Below are 15,756 nucleotides of genomic sequence, written 5' to 3' on the forward strand. Positions count from 1 at the left end.
CCCGGTCGGAGAGCGGGGCCGGCCTGTGTGCCGGGCCGCCTCCGAGGCCGACGGCTCAGGTGAACGCGAGGGCGAGCCCGGTGAGCCCGAACGCGGCGCCCAGACACACGGCCGGCGTGGCCAGCCACCACCCGGCGACGCGGAACACCTGCCCCCACCGCACGGAATGGAAACGCTGGTCCTGGCCCGCCCCGACGGTCGAGGCGACGGTGGTGTGCGTGCTGGAGATCGGCACGTGCAGCAGGATCGACCCGAAGAACAGCCACCCCGCGGCGGATGCCGAGGCGACGGCGGCTCGCAGCGGGTCGAGGGAGACCAGGCGCTCGGTCATGGTGCGGCCGATGCGCCAGGACCCGCCGAGGAACCCGAACGCGGAACACACGGCGAAGGCCAGCAGTGGCGCCCAGACGACGGTTTCGTCCAGGGGCAGATCGGACGGCACATCGTGGTGCAGCGAGTCGGCGGCAAGCACCGCGGTCCCCCAGAGCAGGCCGATCCGCTGCCCAGACTGGATGCCGTGCCCGAACGCTGTGGCCGAGCTGGCGATGGAGAGGCTGATGCGTGCCCGCCGCTGCACCCGCACAGTGGAACCGGTGCTGCCCAGCCGCACGATCGGCGGCACGAGCAGACGGGCGCTGAGCAGGGCGAGCACGGGGGTCAGGAGAAGCCCGAACACCAGCTGTTCGCGCATCTGCGGCCCCATCGACGCAGGGTCGCCGACGCCCGCGCTCACGTGCGCCGCGAAGCTCGCTCCCCACAGGCCGGCCAGCATCGCGTGGGTCGTGGAGCCGGGCACGCGCCGCCACCACAACAGCAGGCCCCAGAGCGCGGCCACGAGGACCCCGACCGTCAGGACCAGAAGGCCGACGACGCCGTGGCCGTGGGCCTGGAAGAAGAACCGGACGTTGTAGGTGAGCAGCACGGTGCCCACGATGACCCCCAGCAAGTTCATCAGGGCGGCGGTCTGCACGGCGATGCGCGGGGTGAGCGCCCGGAACCGGGCGGCCAGGGCGACGGCGTTGGGGGCGTCGGTGAACGCGGTGACCAGACTCAGTGCGCAGACGACGAGGAACGCGGCGCCGAGACCGAGCGCCGAGCCGAGGTCGGCGGGCATCACGACTCGCGCACCAGCACGGCCCCGAGGTGCACGTTCACCTCGTGCAGCGCCTGCATGGCGGCCTCGATCGCCCAAGCGATCTCGCGCTGCCGGTTGAAGTCCCGCTGGAGCAGATCGTCGCCGAGGGACGCGAGCCACTCCATGAGCACCCGGTCGGTGCGCCGGGAGGCGCGCAGCAGCTGCATCCAGGTCTCCTCGAGCGTGTCGAGGTCGCGCAGCTGCGCGGGCACGCGGCCCAGCAGATCCGCTTGCATGCTGATCGTCTCGAGCAGGTCCAGCGCCGGCTGGGGGAGCGAGTCGAATCGGCCGTGGTGCACCAGCAGTCCGCTGCCGACGACGCGCTGGACCGCCGTGTGGACGCCGGCGGCCAGCACGTAGAGGTCCTGGCGCGGCAACGGGGTCACATAGGAGCTGCGCAGGGCCGTCAGGAACGACATGAGCGAGGCCGTGGCGTCGGCGTCGAGATCGGTGAGCTCGCGTTCGGCGGCGTCGAGGGAGGCGCCGGTCGAGGCCGGCGTCTGTGCGACGACCCGGACGCACCGGCTGAGTGCGTCGGAGAGGGCGACCATATGCCGCAGGGCGGGGGTGTCGCGGGTGGTCAGCCACGGGGTGCGCTGCGTGCTCACGCGGGTCGGCCTCTCTGGGTTCGTGACGGCGGTGCCTCGTGCCGGCGGCGCGGCGTGCGCGAGGCAGGAGGGCGGCGTCGACGCGGTGAACGGGATCGAGTGTGATGCCGGGCCGGGAACGCCTCTCGGCGGAAGGCCGCTCGCAGCGGCAGAATGTTGGAGCCCGGGGTTACCAGCGGCCCGGCACCACAGGATCTAGTCTAACGAGCCGTCCCGCCAGGCTCGACCGGCCTGCTCGAGGTGCTCGGCGGTGCTGAGCAGCCGCTCCGCCTGGACGGTCAGCCGTCGAGCGCGATCGGGGGAGGCGGCCTCGAGCCCCTCGGCGTGGTGCACCTGACCCAGCGCGACGACGCGGGCGTAGGCGGCGGCTCGCGTGAGGGCGGCGTCGAGGTCCGACCGATAGGCGCCGGTGAGCACGGTGGTGGTCATGCGGGCGAGCTCGGCGGGGCCGGGCGGCTCCACCACGCCGGCGACGGCCCGGGAGACCTGCGCCTCGCGTCCGGCTCGGAACCAGGCGGCCCAGCGTTCGCCGTCACGCAGCGTGGCCTCGTGCAGGGCGTAGAGCCGCCACAGCGCGCCGGCCAGGGAGACCGGCGGGGCGTCGGACCACAGCTCGGCGAGGGTGTCGATGCCGACCTCCTGGACGAGCCCGACCAGGCGGGCGACGACCTCCGGGTCCTCGTGGTCGCGGCCGCCGGCGACGAGCGCGTGGGCCAGCCGGGACGCGGCGGCGGCGACCTCCTGGGGGTCCTGCCCGCCGGCGAAGCGGGCAAGCTCGTCGGGGGTGGAGACGCGGGGACGGTGGTGGCGGTGCAGGCCGGCCGCCGTGGAGCTGGCGCCGCGACCGGCGGCAGAGCGGTGGACGGCCATGATGCGCTCCTTCCGGACGTGCTGCTGACGGGTGCGCAGCGCACCCTATCGCGAGCGCGCGGGCCGGCGATGAGGGGCGGAGCGGGCCTCGAGAGCGCAGGCCCTGCACGCGGCCGGGGCCGGGCTCTGCCTGCGGTAGAATCACCGTGCTTCGCGACATGAGCGTGGAGCACGGGCCTTTAGCTCAGCTGGCAGAGCATCGGACTTTTAATCCGCCGGTCGCGGGTTCGATCCCCGCAGGGCCCACCCTCGCGCATCGTCGCTGCCGCGGGAAACCCGGCGAGGCGCCGCCTTCGCTGACTCAGCGCCTCGTAGACAGGCCGGGCCGTCAGGCGGTGCCGGCCTACTCTCCGAGCACCCGGCGCGTGTAGTCGTTGGCGAACACGCGCTCGGGGTCGACGCGGTCTCGCTGGGCCACGACGTCTGCGAAACGCGGATACGCCTCGGCGGCCCAGGCGGCGTCGACGCGGTTCATCTTCCCCCAGTGCGGGCGTCCGCCCAAGCTCAGGAACAGCTCCTCGCCCGCCCGGAAGTACTCCTCCGGGTCGACGCTGCGGTACTGGTGGATCGCGAAATACACGCTGTCGCGACCGTGGGCGGTCGAGAGCCACACGTCGTCCGCCGAGGCCGTGCGCACCTCGAACGGGAACCCGACGGTTCGTCCCGCCGCGGCCAGGTCGTGGTGGATCCGGCGCAGCCCCTCGAACGCCTCCTCGAAGCGCTCGAGCGGCAGCGCGTACTCGGTCTCCCAGAACGGCACGGTGCGGTTCGCCACGAACACGCGATGCGAGACGTCGGTGTACTCGCGCCGATCGGCCAGCAGGTTCGCCAATCGGCTGAGTGCGGGGACGGCCGCCGGCCAGCGTCCGCCGACGCGGCATGACAGATCGAAGGCCCGGTTCGCCAGCAGCTCGTCCATGACGTGGGTCCGCAGCCGGGGCAGGGGGTCGATGCCGGAGGCCAGCGGCAGGCGGGTGTTCGTCTTGGTCAGGGCGGCATCCGTTCCCGGGAATCAGTAGAACTCGTGGTGGTCGTTGTCCCGGGAGCGCTGGACGAACTCAGCGACGACCCGGTCGATCGGCTCGGAGCGCTCCGCGGCGTGCAGCAGAAACGACGGCACGGTCTGCAGCTCGACCTCGGTGATCACACCGAGGGCGCCCAGGCTGACGCGGGCCGCAGCGAACAGCTCCGGCTCGTGCGCAGCGTCGACCCACCGGAGGTTTCCGTCGGCGGTCAGCAGCCGCAGGGCGGTGACCATGGCGGAGTATCCGGTAAACCCCAGGCCCGTTCCGTGCGTCGAGGTGCTCAGCGCCCCGCCGAGCGTCTGCTGATCGATGTCGCCCATATTGGCCAGGGCCAGGCCATGGGCGGCCAGAGCGGGGCCCAGAGCATGTAGCGGGGTGCCCGCGCGCACCCGCACGCGTCGGGTGTCGGGGTCCACGGCCGTGAGGCCGTGCAGGGCGCCGAGGTCCACCTGCACGCCGTCGGTCGCGGCGATGTCACTGAAGGAATGCGCTGCGCCGATCGGCTTGACACTCCGGTGGTTCCGGGCCGGTCGGCCACGATGTCGCGGAGCTGTTCCTCGGTCTCGGGTCGGACCATCTGCCACGGCGTCCAGGAGGCGGTGCGTGACCAGGTGGTGACGGTCCCGGACGTGGTGGTGCGACGGTTCATTGGAATGCCTTGCCTTCTCCTCGGTACGTGGGCCAGAGGTCGACGATCGCGTCCTCGGTCGCGGAGTACACCGCGACGACGGTGGCCCGCTCGGCAGGCTCACCTCCCTTGGCATGCCGGAAGAACACGGGGTCGCCGAGGGATAGGGAGTCCGTTGCCGTGCCCAGCAGTGGGGTCTGCACCTCGCCGGCGCCTTCGCTGCACGAGTATCGCAGGCCTTCGGGCCACACGACGGCCGGGGCACGGTCCGGGCCGCACACCCCGGATGCGGCCCAGCCGCCCCCGGCGACGGTGACCACGCCGGGGCCGGGGCGCCGGGCGACCGGGCAGACGAAGAACGAGGCCGGGTTGGGGCGGAAGGTGCGGTATCCATCGAACAGTGCCGGTCCCATCAGCCCGGAGCCGGCGCCGATCTCGGTGATGCAGTCGTGGGTGGTCGTGGCGTCGATGGATCCGGTGCCGCCGCCGTTGACGAACTCCAGTCGGCTGCCGGCGGCCTCGACCACCTCGCGGACGGCCTCGACCGCCGCGGTCCGGCGGGAGCGCAGCTCGCGCAGGGAGGCGCGCTTGACCGCCTGCACGACCCCCGACTTCGCGAACCCCTGAGCGCGGGCGAGCAGGGTGCTCGGCTGGGAGGGTTTGTCGGCCACGCCCGCCACCTGCGCTTCATAGGCCATCAGTCCGACGAGTGCGCAGCCGGGTGTGCCCGTGATGGTCCGGGCCAGCGTGGCGGCGTCCGCCGGGGTGCGCGTGGGCGAGCGCAGGGCGCCCAAATGCAGGCGCGGATGGGGTCGCCAGCCGGCGTCGAGCTCGAGGCACAGGCGCAGCGGGGGAAGCCCGTCGGCCTCCAGGCCGGAGCGTCCGCCCAGGCCGGCTCGGTGGCCGATGTCGCTCAGCAAGGACAGGTGCTCGGCGCTGTCCACCATCAGGGTGATGCGTTCGCGCGCCGGGGCCGAGCGCAGCATCTGTGTCAGTGCGTGCTCGTCGACGCAGGGGTAGGCGACCAGGACGTTCCGGTGCTCCCGGGCCGATTCGGTCGCGCGGGACTCGGCGTGCGTGGAGTCGTCGGCGCCGGAGAGCCACAGGGCCTCGGCGAGGGTGAACGCCATGATGTGACGGAAGCCCGGCATCGTCAGCGCCGCGTCGATCCCGCGGCGGATGCGGACGGATTTGGTGGCCAGGCGGATCGGGGTGCCGTCAGCGCGCTGCGCCATCGACCGGGCGTTGGCGGTGAACGCGTCGAGGTCGAGCAGGCCGAGGGGGGCCTGGCGGTCGCGGGCGGGCAGCGCGGCCAGCGCGTCCGCGTACCGCTCGTACGGCGGTGCGGGCGGAGTCGTCGTCATGGTCTGAGCCCTCCGGGGGTCGTCGAGGGGGCCGAAAGGCGGTTCACATACTAATCACATCATGGACGTGCCGTCTCGTCAGGAGGCTCGGCGCGGCTCAGCCCTGCAGTCGTCCCGGCCCGCTGGTTAGTGTGGCCGCCATGGCTAAGAACTCCTTCCTCGGCCGCATGGCCGGCGACAAGGCACTGAACATGGCGCTCAAGAACGCCTTCGACGACGAGGGGAACCCCACCGACTCGTTCCAGAAGACGGTGCTGCGCGCGATGAAGCTGCAGCGGCCGCTCGTCGTGGCGAACCTGCGGCGCCTGCACGAGAACCACCCGGACGAGTCGCCCGCCCAGCTGGCCGACCGACTGAGCGATCAGTACCTGAACACCGTCACCGGGGCCGGCGCCGCCGTCGGCGGCACCGCGATCATCCCCGGCATCGGCACGATCGCGGCGCTGGGCCTGTCCGGGGTGGCCGTCATCGGTTTCCTCGAGGCCACCGCCCTGTACGCGCAGTCCATCGCCGAGCTGCACGGCATCACGACCGAGGATCCGCAGCGCGCCGAGGCCCTCGTCATGGCCGTGATGCTCGGCGAGGACGGCCGCAAGATGCTCAAGGAGTTCGCCGGCTCGCAGCGCGGCGGCGCCGCGGCGTCGCTGGGCGGTCCCGGTGCGCTGAACGCGCTGACGGCCACCGGCGGCGGCATGTCCGACATGGTCATGAACCAGCTGAAGAAGAAGTTCATGCGCAAGGTGCTCGTCCGCCAGGGGGCGGGCTTGTTCGGCCGCGCCGTGCCGTTCGGCGTGGGTGCCGTGATCGGCGGTGTCGGGAACCGCTCGATGGGCAAGTCCGTGATCGCCTCGGCGCAGAACCTGTTCGGGCCCGTGCCGCAGACGCTGCCCGGCGACGTCGTCGAGACCAAGGACGAACGTGAGCAGGCCGAGGCGGCGCGCGAGCTCGAGCAGAAGGGCCTCGGCCCGGACGCCTGAGGCCAGGTCAGAGCAGCAGGGTCGCGAGCGTGTGGATGGTCAGCCCGGCCAGCGCCCCGACCACCGAGCCGTTGATGCGGATGAACTGCAGGTCACGGCCCACGAGCAGCTCCAGGGTGCGAGCCGTCTGCTCGCCGTCCCAGCGGTGGACCGTCTCCTCGATGACCCCGGTCAGCTCGGGCCCGTATTCGGCCAGGGCGTAGGCGGCCGCCGCTCGTGCGTAGCCGTCGACGCGCTCGCGCAGCGGCGCCTCGTGTTGCAGGCGCCCGCCCAGGTCCATGATCGCCGCGACCAGCGCCTGATGCAGGTCCGAGCGCGGATCCTCGAGTGAGGCAAGCAACGAGCGGCTCAGGCTGGTCCAGGCCTGCCCGGCCCAGCCGCGCACGCGTTCGTCCTCGAACAGGCCGCGTTTGAGCCGTTCGACGGTGCCGCGGGTGACCGGGTCCGTGCGCATCCGCTGCGCGAGCTCGGCGAGCCACGCATCGATCGAGCGCCGGGCCTCGTGCGAGCGGTCCGTCCGGACGCCCGCCAGGTACTTGAGGGCCTCGGCATGCAGGCGCTCGGCCAGCAGCTTGTCCACGATCTCGGGGCTCCACTCGGGGGAGCGACGCCGGACGGTCTCGACGAACACCTCCGGGTGCTCGGCGATCCAGTCACCCGTGTGCGCCACGAGCATGTCGACGACCTTCTCGTGGTGACGGGCCCCGACGACGTCCTCGAGCGCGCGGGCGAGGGTCGGGGACCAGTCCGGCTCGACCATGTGGCGCTGCATCAGCTGGGTCAGCAGCGCCTGGATGACCTCGTCGTCGGCGGCGTCCAGGGCGCTGCGGGCCGCGACGGCGACCTGCCCCGCCGCCCGCTCGGCGTTGTCTCGACGGGCGAGCCAGCGACCGGCCGGGGCGGCGACCTGCAGGCCCGAGACCTTCTCGCGCGCGACGTCCGAGTCCAGGAAGTTCTCCTGCACGAACTCACGCAGCGCCTGGCCGAGCTGGTCCTTCTTCCTCGGGATGAGCGCGGTGTGCGGCACCGGCACCCCGGCGGGGTGGCGGAACAGGGCCGTCACGGCGAACCAGTCCGCGAGGGCGCCCACCATGCCGCCCTCCGCGGCCGCGCGCACGTAGGACAGCCACGGGTGCTGCTCCTGCAGGGCGAACGCCACGACGAACACCGCCGCGAGCGCAACGAGCAGCCCCGTGGCGACCGCCTTCATCCTCCGCAGCCCGGCGGCGCGGGCGGTCGAGGCGGGGGAGAAGGCGCTCAGGTCTGCGGGGGTGGTGCGCTGGCCGGCCATGCGCGCTCCTTCCGTCGTGGTCCCGAAATGGTCGTCTCCAGTTAACCAGCGCGTCCACGTGCGGTGGATCCGCGCACATCAGTGGCTCCTAGCCTCGAGGCCATGACGCCGCTCGTGATCGCCCATCGGGGCGCGTCCGCCGACCACGCCGAGCACACGAGAGCCGCCTATCTGCGTGCCCTGGACGACGGGGCCGACGGGCTCGAATGCGATGTCCAGCTGACCCGGGACAAACAGGTCGTCTGCTGGCACGACCCGACCGTCGACCGCACCTCCGACGGCTCAGGCGCCGTCTCCGACCACACCCTCGCGCAGCTGCGTCGGCTCAACGTGCACGGCTGGCACCCCGGCGGCGTGCCGACCGAGTACGGGGCCCCGCGCGAGCAGATGCTTACTCTGGCCGAGCTGCTGCGGATCGCCCTCGACGCCGGTCGGCCGCTGCGCCTGGCCGTCGAGCTGAAGCACCCGAGCCCGTTCGGGCACGAGCTCGAAGAGAAGACGATGCGGGAGCTCGCGTTCGCCGGCTGGGACCCCGAGACCGGGCTGATGGGGCAGGTGCAGGTCTCGCTCATGAGCTTCCATGCCGAGGCGCTGCGGTACCTGGCCCCGCTGACGGGGCCGGACCCGTTGTGCCCGCTGATCGACCTGATGCCGACCGGCACGGACTCCCGTCTGGCGCGCGGACCGGTGAGCCGGGCCGCCGTGCGCGCCGCCATGCGGATGTCCCTGGCGGAGTCGGAACGTCTCGTGTGGACGGGGCAGGCACAGCTGGCCGGCCCGTCGGTCGCGTACATGCGGGCGCATCTGGCCGACGCGAAGGCGTGGCTCGCGGCGGGGCGGAGGCTGCGGGTGTGGACCGCCGATCAGGAGCGTGATGTGGCGTTCCTGGCGGCGCACGGCGTCCAGGAGATCACGACGAACCGGCCGGCGGCGGTGCGGCGGGCGCTCGAGGCCGGGCAGCAGGGCGCACACGGCGTCGTGTCGCGCGTTACACTCTGACGCCGGCCGTCCCCGAGCCGTGACCCGTCTGCGGGTGGTCCTCAGGACGGCGCCCCGTCCCGCACCGCATCCGTGAGGTCCACTCATGTCATCGACCCCCTCGCCCGGGCGCTCGCCGGGCCCTCAGCCGATCCACAATCCGGACATCGTCGGCTTCACACAGGCCGAGATCGACGCGACGCCCGTCCGGCCGAAGTGGAATTCGCTCGGCCCCGGCATCGTCGCGGCCGCCACGGGTGTCGGCGCCGCTGACCTGGTCGCCACCCTCACCGCCGGGTCCCGCTATGGCTATGCCCTGATGTGGGCGGTCGTGCTCGGCGTGCTGTTCAAGATCGTGCTGGTGGAGGGCGTCGGTCGCTACTTCCTGGCCACCGGCAAGACGATCCTGCAGGGGTGGCGCACACTCGGCTCCTGGACCTCCTGGTACTTCGGCGCGTACATCCTGATCTGGGGCGTGGTGTACGGCGCCACCGCGATGTCCTCGACGGCGCTGCCGCTGGCCGCGCTGTTCCCGGGCGTCGACGTCACGCTGTTCGCGATCGCAGCGGGGCTGCTCGGCCTCGCGCTCGTCTGGCTCGACCGCTACCGGCTCATCGAGACGCTCATGATGGTGCTGATCGGCGTCATGTTCGTCACCGTGCTGCTCTCCGCCGTGCTGACCGCCCCGAACCTCGGCGAGATCCTGGCCGGACTCGTCCCGCGCATCCCCTCGGGCGACCCCGAGGTCATGTTCTACGTGCTGGGCCTGGCCGGCGGCGTCGGCGGCACCATCACGCTCGCCGCCTACGGCTACTGGCTGCGCGCGAAGGGCTGGAACGTGCCGAAGTACATGACGGTGATGCGCTTCGACAACACCACCAGCTACATCCTGACCGGCATCTTCGTGATCGCGACGATGATTATGGGCGTCGAGCTGCTCAATTCTGCGGGCGTCGCGATCTCGAAGGGCGACAAGGGCCTGCTTGATGTCGGCGAGGTCCTCGCGCAGCGGTACGGCCAGGCGTGGGCCACGGTGTTCCTGGTGGGCTTCTTCGCCGCGTCGTTCTCCTCCCTGCTGGGCGTGTGGCACGGCGTCTCGCTGATGTTCGCGGACTTCTGGACGAACGTCCGCCGCCCCGCCGACGAGCTCGACCAGGACGATGCGCCGTCGCTGTCGTCGCGGCCCGGGCGGTTCTTCCTGCTGTGGCTGACGATCCCGCCGATGGCGCTGCTGTTCCTGGACAAGCCGATCTTCCTGATCCTGCTCTACGGCACGCTCGGCGCCCTGTTCATGCCGTTCCTGGCCATCACGCTGCTCGTGCTGAACAACCGGCGCTCCATGCCGGAGCGGTTCCGGAACCGCCTGGTGCACAACGTGCTGCTGGGCATCACGACGCTGGTGTTCCTCGTGCTCGGCGTGAGCGAGCTGGCGAAGGCGCTCGCGCCGCTGTTCGGCGGGAGTGCCTGAGCGGCCTCAGGGCATCCTGGGCGGGACGACATCCCGGGCGGGACGGGGCACACTGGAGCCATGATCGTCGCCTTCTCCGTCGCCCCGTCCGGCGCACCCGCAGATCCGTCTCTGGTGAGCGCTGAGGACGCCGCCTCTGCCTCTGTTCATCAGGCGGTCGCCGAGGCCGTCGCGATCGTGCGCGCCTCCGGCCTGCCGCACCGCACCTCGTCGATGTTCACCGAGATCGAGGGGGAGTGGGACGAGGTCATGGCCGTCGTCAAGGACGCCACCGAGGCGGTCGGTCGCTACGGCTCCCGCGTCTCACTCGTGCTCAAGGCCGACATCCGCCCCGGCCACACGGGCGAACTCGACGGCAAGCTCGAGCGTCTCGAAGCGGCGCTCGGTCAGAGTCGTGACGGTGCGGGCGAGGCCTGAGCCGCCCATGCCCGCCGACGAGGTCATCGCTCCCGGCGTCTTCCCGATCAGCTCCGGCACCGCGGAGATCCTCCCCGACCCGTGGGAGCCGGGCACGTGGCTGCTCAAGGTCAACGGCGTCGAGTCCTCCCAGCTCAACCCGGACACCCCCGAGCGCATGGGCTTTGAGTACATGCGCTGGGCCGCGGCGGTCGTCTCCCACCGCTTCGCCCCCGACGTCGACCGGCTGCGCGTGCTGCATCTGGGCGGCGCCGGCTGCACGTTCGCCCGGTGGATCACGCACGCCTACCCGCAGGCACATCAGCTGGCCGTCGAGCTCGACGCGGGCCTGGCCGAGCTCGCCCGCACCCGCTTCGGGCTGCCGCGCGCCCCGCAGCTGAAGATCCGGGTCGGCGAGGCGGGTCAGGTGCTCGCCTCGCTCCGCCCGGACACCCGTGAGGTCGTCGTCCGTGACGTGTTCGCGCCCGCCTCGCCGGAGCCCGACGCCCCGCACGTCACGCCCGAGCACCTGACGGGTCTCGAGGCGGCGCGGGCCGCGGCCGACGTGCTCGTCGACGGCGGCGTGTACCTGCTCAACATCGGCGCCGGCCCGGGGCTGGCGTCACTGCGCGCCGAGCTGGCCGCGCTCACGGAGACCTTCGCCCACGTGGAGGTCATGGCCGATCCGCCGATGCTCAAGGGCCGCCGCCGCGGCAACGTGATCGCCGCGGCCTCGGCGGGGCCGCTCGTGCTCGAGCACCTGGGCGGGCGTGCCGGGCTCGCCCGCGCCCTGCGTTCGGACGCGCTGCCGGCCACGCTGCTCGAGGACGTGCCGCGGTTCGTGGCGGGCGCCCGCCCGTCGACCGCGCCCCTCGTCGCACGGGCCGGGAACTAGACGCAGATCACTAGACTGAGACGTGCCGAATCACCGGTCGACGACGATCGGCGGCCACACCCGCAGGAGGTTCCCATGACCGACCAGCAGCCCCGGACCACCGACCGCGACCAGGCCGCCGCAGCCGAGACTGTCGCCCCCGCCCAGGGGCCCGTCGCTCCGCTCGAGGAGTTCGGCGTCCTCGTTGGCGTCGACGGCTCCGACCAGTCGATCTCGGCGGCCCGCTGGGCCCAGCGTGAGGCCCGTGCCCGTCAGGTCCCCCTGACGCTCGTCACCGCCTACACCGTCCCCGCCTTCTGGGGGTACGCGGCCGACGTGGGCGGGACGCTCACCGATGACACGGCCCTGCGCGACGGCGTGCGCCAGATGCTCGACTCCGTGGCGGCCCAGCTCGATGACGAGGGGCCGGCCCCGACCCTGCGCATCGAGACCGGCGACGCGGCCGGTGTGCTCGTCGACCTCTCCCGCCAGGCCGAGCTGCTCGTCTCCGGGGCTCGAGGCCGTGGCGGCTTCCTCGGCCGTCTGCTTGGCTCGGTCTCCTCGGCCCTGCCGGGTCACGCGCACTGCCCGGTCGCGATCATCCCGGCCGGCGAGGACGCCTCCCGCGCCGAGGCCGGCACGCCCGTCGTCGTCGGCGTGGACGGCTCGGAGCAGGGCCGTGCCGCCGCACTCGTCGCCGCCCATGAGGCGCGGCTGCGCGGCGCCGACCTGCGTGTGCTCGCCGTGCTGCCGCCGGTGTCCCCGTCGAACGCGTGGCTCACGGTGTCCGTCGACGACCAGGCGGTGCAGGACGAGCTGCGTACGCGGCTCGACCAGGGCGTCGCCTGGCTGCGCGATGAGTTCCCGGACCTCGCCGTCACGGGCGAGCTGCGTTCCGGCTCCCCGGTCGAGCTGCTGGCCCAGCACACCGAGACCGCGCGGCTGACGGTCGTCGGCACCCGCGGCCTCGGCGGTTTCGCCGGCGCGCTGCTCGGTTCGACCAGCCAGGGCGTCGCGGTGCACGCCAAGGGCCCGCTCATGGTGGTGCCGTACCGCGAGGATGTGCGCCTGGGCAACCGCGGGAAGTACGGCCCGCTGCCGGGGCGGGGCGGCGCCGAGGGCTGAGGCCGCCGGGCGCGGCGGCGTTCAGCCCCAGCCGAGCTCGTGCAGGCGCTGCTCGTCGACGCCGAAGAAGTGTCCGACCTCGTGCATCACCGTCACGACGATCTCGTGCTCCAGCTCGGTGCGGCTCGCGCAGTGCCGGGTGAGCGGGCCGCGGAAGATCATGATCCGGTCCGGCAGCTGGAACGCCGCCTCGGCCCGCTCGGTGGGGGCGTAGCCGTCGAACAGGCCGAACAGCTCGGTGTCCGGGTCCTCCCACGGCTCGGGCTCGTACTCGTCCTCGACCAGGACGACGACGTTCGTCAGCAGCGACGCGAGCTCGTCCGGGATGCGGCGCAGGGCGGCGTCGACGGCGTCGTCGAACTCGGCCTCGCTCATCCAGGCCAGCGGCGCGCGCGAGGCGTCCTCGTCGGGGCCGGGTGCGGGCGTCGGGGCGGACATGCTCCTCCTGCGGGCCGGGTTGCGGGGCGATCGCGGCTCACTCTAGACTTCACTGGTCCACGTGTGCACGCATGAGGGCAGGCCCCCATCGTCTAGAGGCCTAGGACACCGCCCTTTCACGGCGGCGACACGGGTTCGAATCCCGTTGGGGGTACGAGTCGCACGACGCCCGTCGCGGTCGGATCGGCATGATGCAGATCACCGCAGGTCGACTTTGTGAGGCTCCGGGGACTCTGGTAGAGTTTCCACTCGTTGCGAAAGCGACAGAATAAGAGAATATGGCCCTGTAGCGCAGTTGGTTAGCGCGCCGCCCTGTCACGGCGGAGGTCGCGGGTTCAAGTCCCGTCAGGGTCGCTCGGATGTTCCGACTCCGGAATTCCGGTGCCGGATGTCCCGGTGACGCAATGTCATCAGGCTCTGTAGCTCAGTTGGTAGAGCGTTCGACTGAAAATCGAAAGGTCACCGGATCGACGCCGGTCGGAGCCACGGCATCACAAGGCCCCTCGCATCGGCGAGGGGCCTTGTCGCGTCTGAGGCCCACGCGAGCCCGGTGCGAGGCAGTCCCCCTTTTCCTATGAGTTTGCGCATAATCGGGACCTCAGAGATGCACAAGGATGGCGTCGAGCCCCTACCGTGGGGTAAATGACCGCATCACCACCTTCGACAGACTCGCACTCAACCGACACGACACCCACGTCGACCCCGTCCCCGAAGCGTCTGCTGGACCCCCAGGTGTTCTGGCCCTCGGCCGTGATCATCCTGGTGTTCGTGGGCCTGACCCTCATGAACCCCAAGGGCATGGAGGCCGGAATCGGCGCCGTGCAGACCGCGATCATCTCGAACTTCTCGTGGTGGTACGCGCTCGTCGCGCTCTTCTTCGTCTTCTTCTGCATCTACCTCGGCTTTTCCCGCAAGGGCAGCATCACCATGGGCGACCCCGACGAGAAGCCCGAGTTCGATCTGATGTCCTGGTTCGCGCTGCTCTTCGCGGCCGGCATGGGCATCGGTCTGGTCTTCTACGGCATGACCGAGCCGCTGATGCACTACAACTCCCCGCGCCCAGACCTGAGCGCGGAGAACCCCTCGCAGGGTGAGATCTCCCAGTCCGCGCTGGCCACCACGTTCATGCACTGGGGCCTGCAGCCGTGGGCCATCTACGCGGTGGTCGGCATCGCCGTCGGCCTGGCCATCCACCGTCGCGGCCGCCCGCTGGCCATGCGCTGGGCGTTCGAGCCGCTGATCGGCGAGAAGGCGACCCGCGGCGTGTGGGGCGCCATCATCGACAACATCGCGCTGATCGGCACGGTCTTCGGCGTCGCCACCTCCCTGGGCCTCGGCGTCACGCAGATGGCCGCGGGTCTGCGTTCCCTCGGCGTCGTGCCGGAGGAGTCCGCCTGGCTTGAGTACGTGATGATCGCGGCCGTGACCTGCGTCGTGCTCTACACCGTTGTCTCCGGCGTCGAGAAGGGCATGAAGTGGCTGTCGAACTTCAACCTGATCCTCGCCGCCGGCCTGCTGCTGTTCATCGCGATCGTCGGCCCGACCACCTTCATTCTGAAGGAGACGGTCCAGTCGTTCGGCGCCTACATGCAGAACTACCTCAGCTCCTCGCTCAACGTCTCCGCCTTCTACGGTGAGGAGGGCGATACCTGGCAGGGCTCGTGGAGCGCCTTCTACTGGGGCTGGTGGATGTCCTGGACTCCGTTCGTCGGCATCTTCATCGCGCGTATCTCCCGCGGCCGCACGGTCCGCCACTTCATCATGGGCGTGCTCGCCGTCCCGACGCTGATCTCCGTGCTGTGGTTCGGCGTGCTCGGCGGCACCGCCATGTACTACGAGACCGTCAAACCGGCCGGCTACAGCTCGGTCGTCGGCGAGGACGGGACCATCGACGCGAACGCCGCGCTGTTCCAGGTGATGGAGCAGATGCCCGGCGGCGTGATCCTCGTGGTCGGCGCGATCATCCTCTCGGCGGTCTTCTTCGTCACCTCCTCGGACTCCGGCTCGCTCGTGATGGGCATGCTGGCCTCCGGTGGTGACCCGGAGCCGCGCCACATCGTGCGCATCGTCTTCGCGATCGCCACCGCGCTGCTCTCGGCGGCGCTGCTGGCCGCCGGCGGCCTGTCGGCGATCCAGACGCTCGCGATCACGATCGGCCTGCCGTTCAGCATCCTGATGCTCATGATGTGCGCGGCGACGCTGCGCACTCTCGCGTACTCGGTGGCCCGTGTGGAAGCGGTGCGCCGCCAGGCGCAGCTGGCCTCGATCAAGACGCACCTGGGCCTCGAGACCGACGACAAGGTCGTCAACGCCGGTCCGGTGGCGGCGCACGAGTGGTGGGCGTCGCTGAGCCGGGACCACCAGCAGAAGATCGCCCAGATGGCCTCCCCGGGGGCCGATGATCAGATCTTCCCGCATGGTCACACCGGCGAGCAGCCCGTGACTCCCACTAACGGTTCGGCGCCCTCCGAGGGCCCGAGCCGGGGCGGCAGCTCCGCGCTCTGATCCACGGCGGGCTCGCCACGTCGCCCGTGGCGGGCCCGCCCACTGACACCAGACGGCCCGGCCGTCTCCCTCGC

14 protein-coding genes, 4 tRNA genes and 1 pseudogene are annotated in these 15,756 nt (G+C 71.6%); 11 read left to right on the forward strand and 8 right to left on the reverse strand.

Annotation, left to right across the window (positions count from 1 at the left end; all coding sequences use genetic code 11):
- Window positions 1-55 precede the first annotated feature (55 nt).
- From HDA30_RS09430 to HDA30_RS09440, 3 genes are all read right to left on the reverse strand, one after another.
- A complete protein-coding gene (locus HDA30_RS09430; protein ID WP_184241969.1) occupies window positions 56-1,114 on the reverse strand; it encodes an inorganic phosphate transporter in 1,059 nt (352 codons plus the stop codon).
- On the reverse strand, window positions 1,114-1,743 hold the full coding sequence (locus HDA30_RS09435; protein WP_343059345.1) for a hypothetical protein: 630 nt from the start codon (window positions 1,741-1,743) through the stop codon (window positions 1,114-1,116). The genes HDA30_RS09430 and HDA30_RS09435 overlap by 1 nt, the downstream gene beginning before the upstream one ends.
- A gap of 195 nt (window positions 1,744-1,938) precedes the next feature.
- Window positions 1,939-2,613 (reverse strand): hypothetical protein, encoded by a 675-nt coding sequence (locus tag HDA30_RS09440; RefSeq protein ID WP_158496986.1) that lies wholly within the window; start codon window positions 2,611-2,613, stop codon window positions 1,939-1,941.
- Window positions 2,614-2,786: 173 nt separating this feature from the next.
- On the opposite strand from HDA30_RS09440, the gene HDA30_RS09445 reads away from it, so the two are divergent.
- A tRNA-Lys gene (locus tag HDA30_RS09445) sits at window positions 2,787-2,859 on the forward strand.
- A gap of 97 nt (window positions 2,860-2,956) precedes the next feature.
- Here HDA30_RS09445 and HDA30_RS09450 read toward each other — a convergent pair.
- From HDA30_RS09450 to HDA30_RS09460, 3 genes and pseudogenes are all read right to left on the reverse strand, one after another.
- Window positions 2,957-3,613 (reverse strand): annotated as a pseudogene (locus HDA30_RS09450) (D-arabinono-1,4-lactone oxidase); the annotation flags it as partial.
- A 12-nt stretch (window positions 3,614-3,625) separates the two neighbouring features.
- On the reverse strand, window positions 3,626-4,402 hold the full coding sequence (locus tag HDA30_RS09455) for an FAD-binding protein (RefSeq protein ID WP_246418737.1): 777 nt from the start codon (window positions 4,400-4,402) through the stop codon (window positions 3,626-3,628).
- Complete coding sequence (locus tag HDA30_RS09460; protein ID WP_184241972.1) at window positions 4,284-5,630, reverse strand: alanine racemase; 1,347 nt, start codon at window positions 5,628-5,630, stop codon at window positions 4,284-4,286. Before HDA30_RS09460 ends, HDA30_RS09455 begins: the two co-directional genes overlap by 119 nt.
- A gap of 140 nt (window positions 5,631-5,770) precedes the next feature.
- On the opposite strand from HDA30_RS09460, the gene HDA30_RS09465 reads away from it, so the two are divergent.
- Entirely contained in the window at window positions 5,771-6,607 is an 837-nt protein-coding gene (locus HDA30_RS09465; protein WP_184241974.1) for a hypothetical protein, read from the forward strand.
- A 7-nt stretch (window positions 6,608-6,614) separates the two neighbouring features.
- Here the strand turns inward: HDA30_RS09465 and HDA30_RS09470 are convergent, their stop codons facing one another.
- On the reverse strand, window positions 6,615-7,898 hold the full coding sequence (locus tag HDA30_RS09470) for a DUF445 domain-containing protein (RefSeq protein ID WP_184241976.1): 1,284 nt from the start codon (window positions 7,896-7,898) through the stop codon (window positions 6,615-6,617).
- A 102-nt stretch (window positions 7,899-8,000) separates the two neighbouring features.
- On the opposite strand from HDA30_RS09470, the gene HDA30_RS09475 reads away from it, so the two are divergent.
- The 5 genes from HDA30_RS09475 to HDA30_RS09495 all read left to right on the forward strand — a co-directional run bounded on the left by HDA30_RS09475 (window position 8,001) and on the right by HDA30_RS09495 (window position 12,739).
- Window positions 8,001-8,897, forward strand: coding sequence for a glycerophosphodiester phosphodiesterase family protein (locus HDA30_RS09475; protein WP_158496990.1), 897 nt, complete (start codon window positions 8,001-8,003; stop codon window positions 8,895-8,897).
- A gap of 85 nt (window positions 8,898-8,982) precedes the next feature.
- The gene (locus HDA30_RS09480) at window positions 8,983-10,344 is read left to right on the forward strand and encodes an Nramp family divalent metal transporter (RefSeq protein ID WP_184241978.1); all 1,362 of its coding nucleotides are present in this window, start codon (window positions 8,983-8,985) and stop codon (window positions 10,342-10,344) included.
- Window positions 10,345-10,404: 60 nt separating this feature from the next.
- Entirely contained in the window at window positions 10,405-10,761 is a 357-nt protein-coding gene (locus HDA30_RS09485; protein WP_158496992.1) for a thiamine-binding protein, read from the forward strand.
- Between the two features lie 7 nt (window positions 10,762-10,768).
- Window positions 10,769-11,635 (forward strand): spermidine synthase, encoded by an 867-nt coding sequence (locus HDA30_RS09490; protein ID WP_184241980.1) that lies wholly within the window; start codon window positions 10,769-10,771, stop codon window positions 11,633-11,635.
- A gap of 75 nt (window positions 11,636-11,710) precedes the next feature.
- The gene (locus HDA30_RS09495; RefSeq protein ID WP_184241982.1) at window positions 11,711-12,739 is read left to right on the forward strand and encodes a universal stress protein; all 1,029 of its coding nucleotides are present in this window, start codon (window positions 11,711-11,713) and stop codon (window positions 12,737-12,739) included.
- 21 nt (window positions 12,740-12,760) lie between these two features.
- Here HDA30_RS09495 and HDA30_RS09500 read toward each other — a convergent pair whose 3' ends face one another.
- Complete coding sequence (locus tag HDA30_RS09500) at window positions 12,761-13,177, reverse strand: metallopeptidase family protein (protein WP_246418738.1); 417 nt, start codon at window positions 13,175-13,177, stop codon at window positions 12,761-12,763.
- Between the two features lie 81 nt (window positions 13,178-13,258).
- Here HDA30_RS09500 and HDA30_RS09505 point away from each other — a divergent pair.
- From HDA30_RS09505 to HDA30_RS09520, 4 genes are all read left to right on the forward strand, one after another.
- Window positions 13,259-13,331: transfer RNA gene (locus HDA30_RS09505), tRNA-Glu, on the forward strand.
- A 126-nt stretch (window positions 13,332-13,457) separates the two neighbouring features.
- Window positions 13,458-13,531, forward strand: a tRNA-Asp gene (locus HDA30_RS09510).
- 59 nt (window positions 13,532-13,590) lie between these two features.
- A tRNA-Phe gene (locus HDA30_RS09515) sits at window positions 13,591-13,663 on the forward strand.
- Between the two features lie 156 nt (window positions 13,664-13,819).
- Entirely contained in the window at window positions 13,820-15,682 is a 1,863-nt protein-coding gene (locus HDA30_RS09520) for a BCCT family transporter (protein WP_184241984.1), read from the forward strand.
- Window positions 15,683-15,756 lie beyond the last annotated feature (74 nt).

Origin of the sequence: Micrococcus cohnii, assembly GCF_014205175.1 — a bacterium.
GTDB classification, from domain to species: domain Bacteria; phylum Actinomycetota; class Actinomycetes; order Actinomycetales; family Micrococcaceae; genus Micrococcus; species Micrococcus cohnii.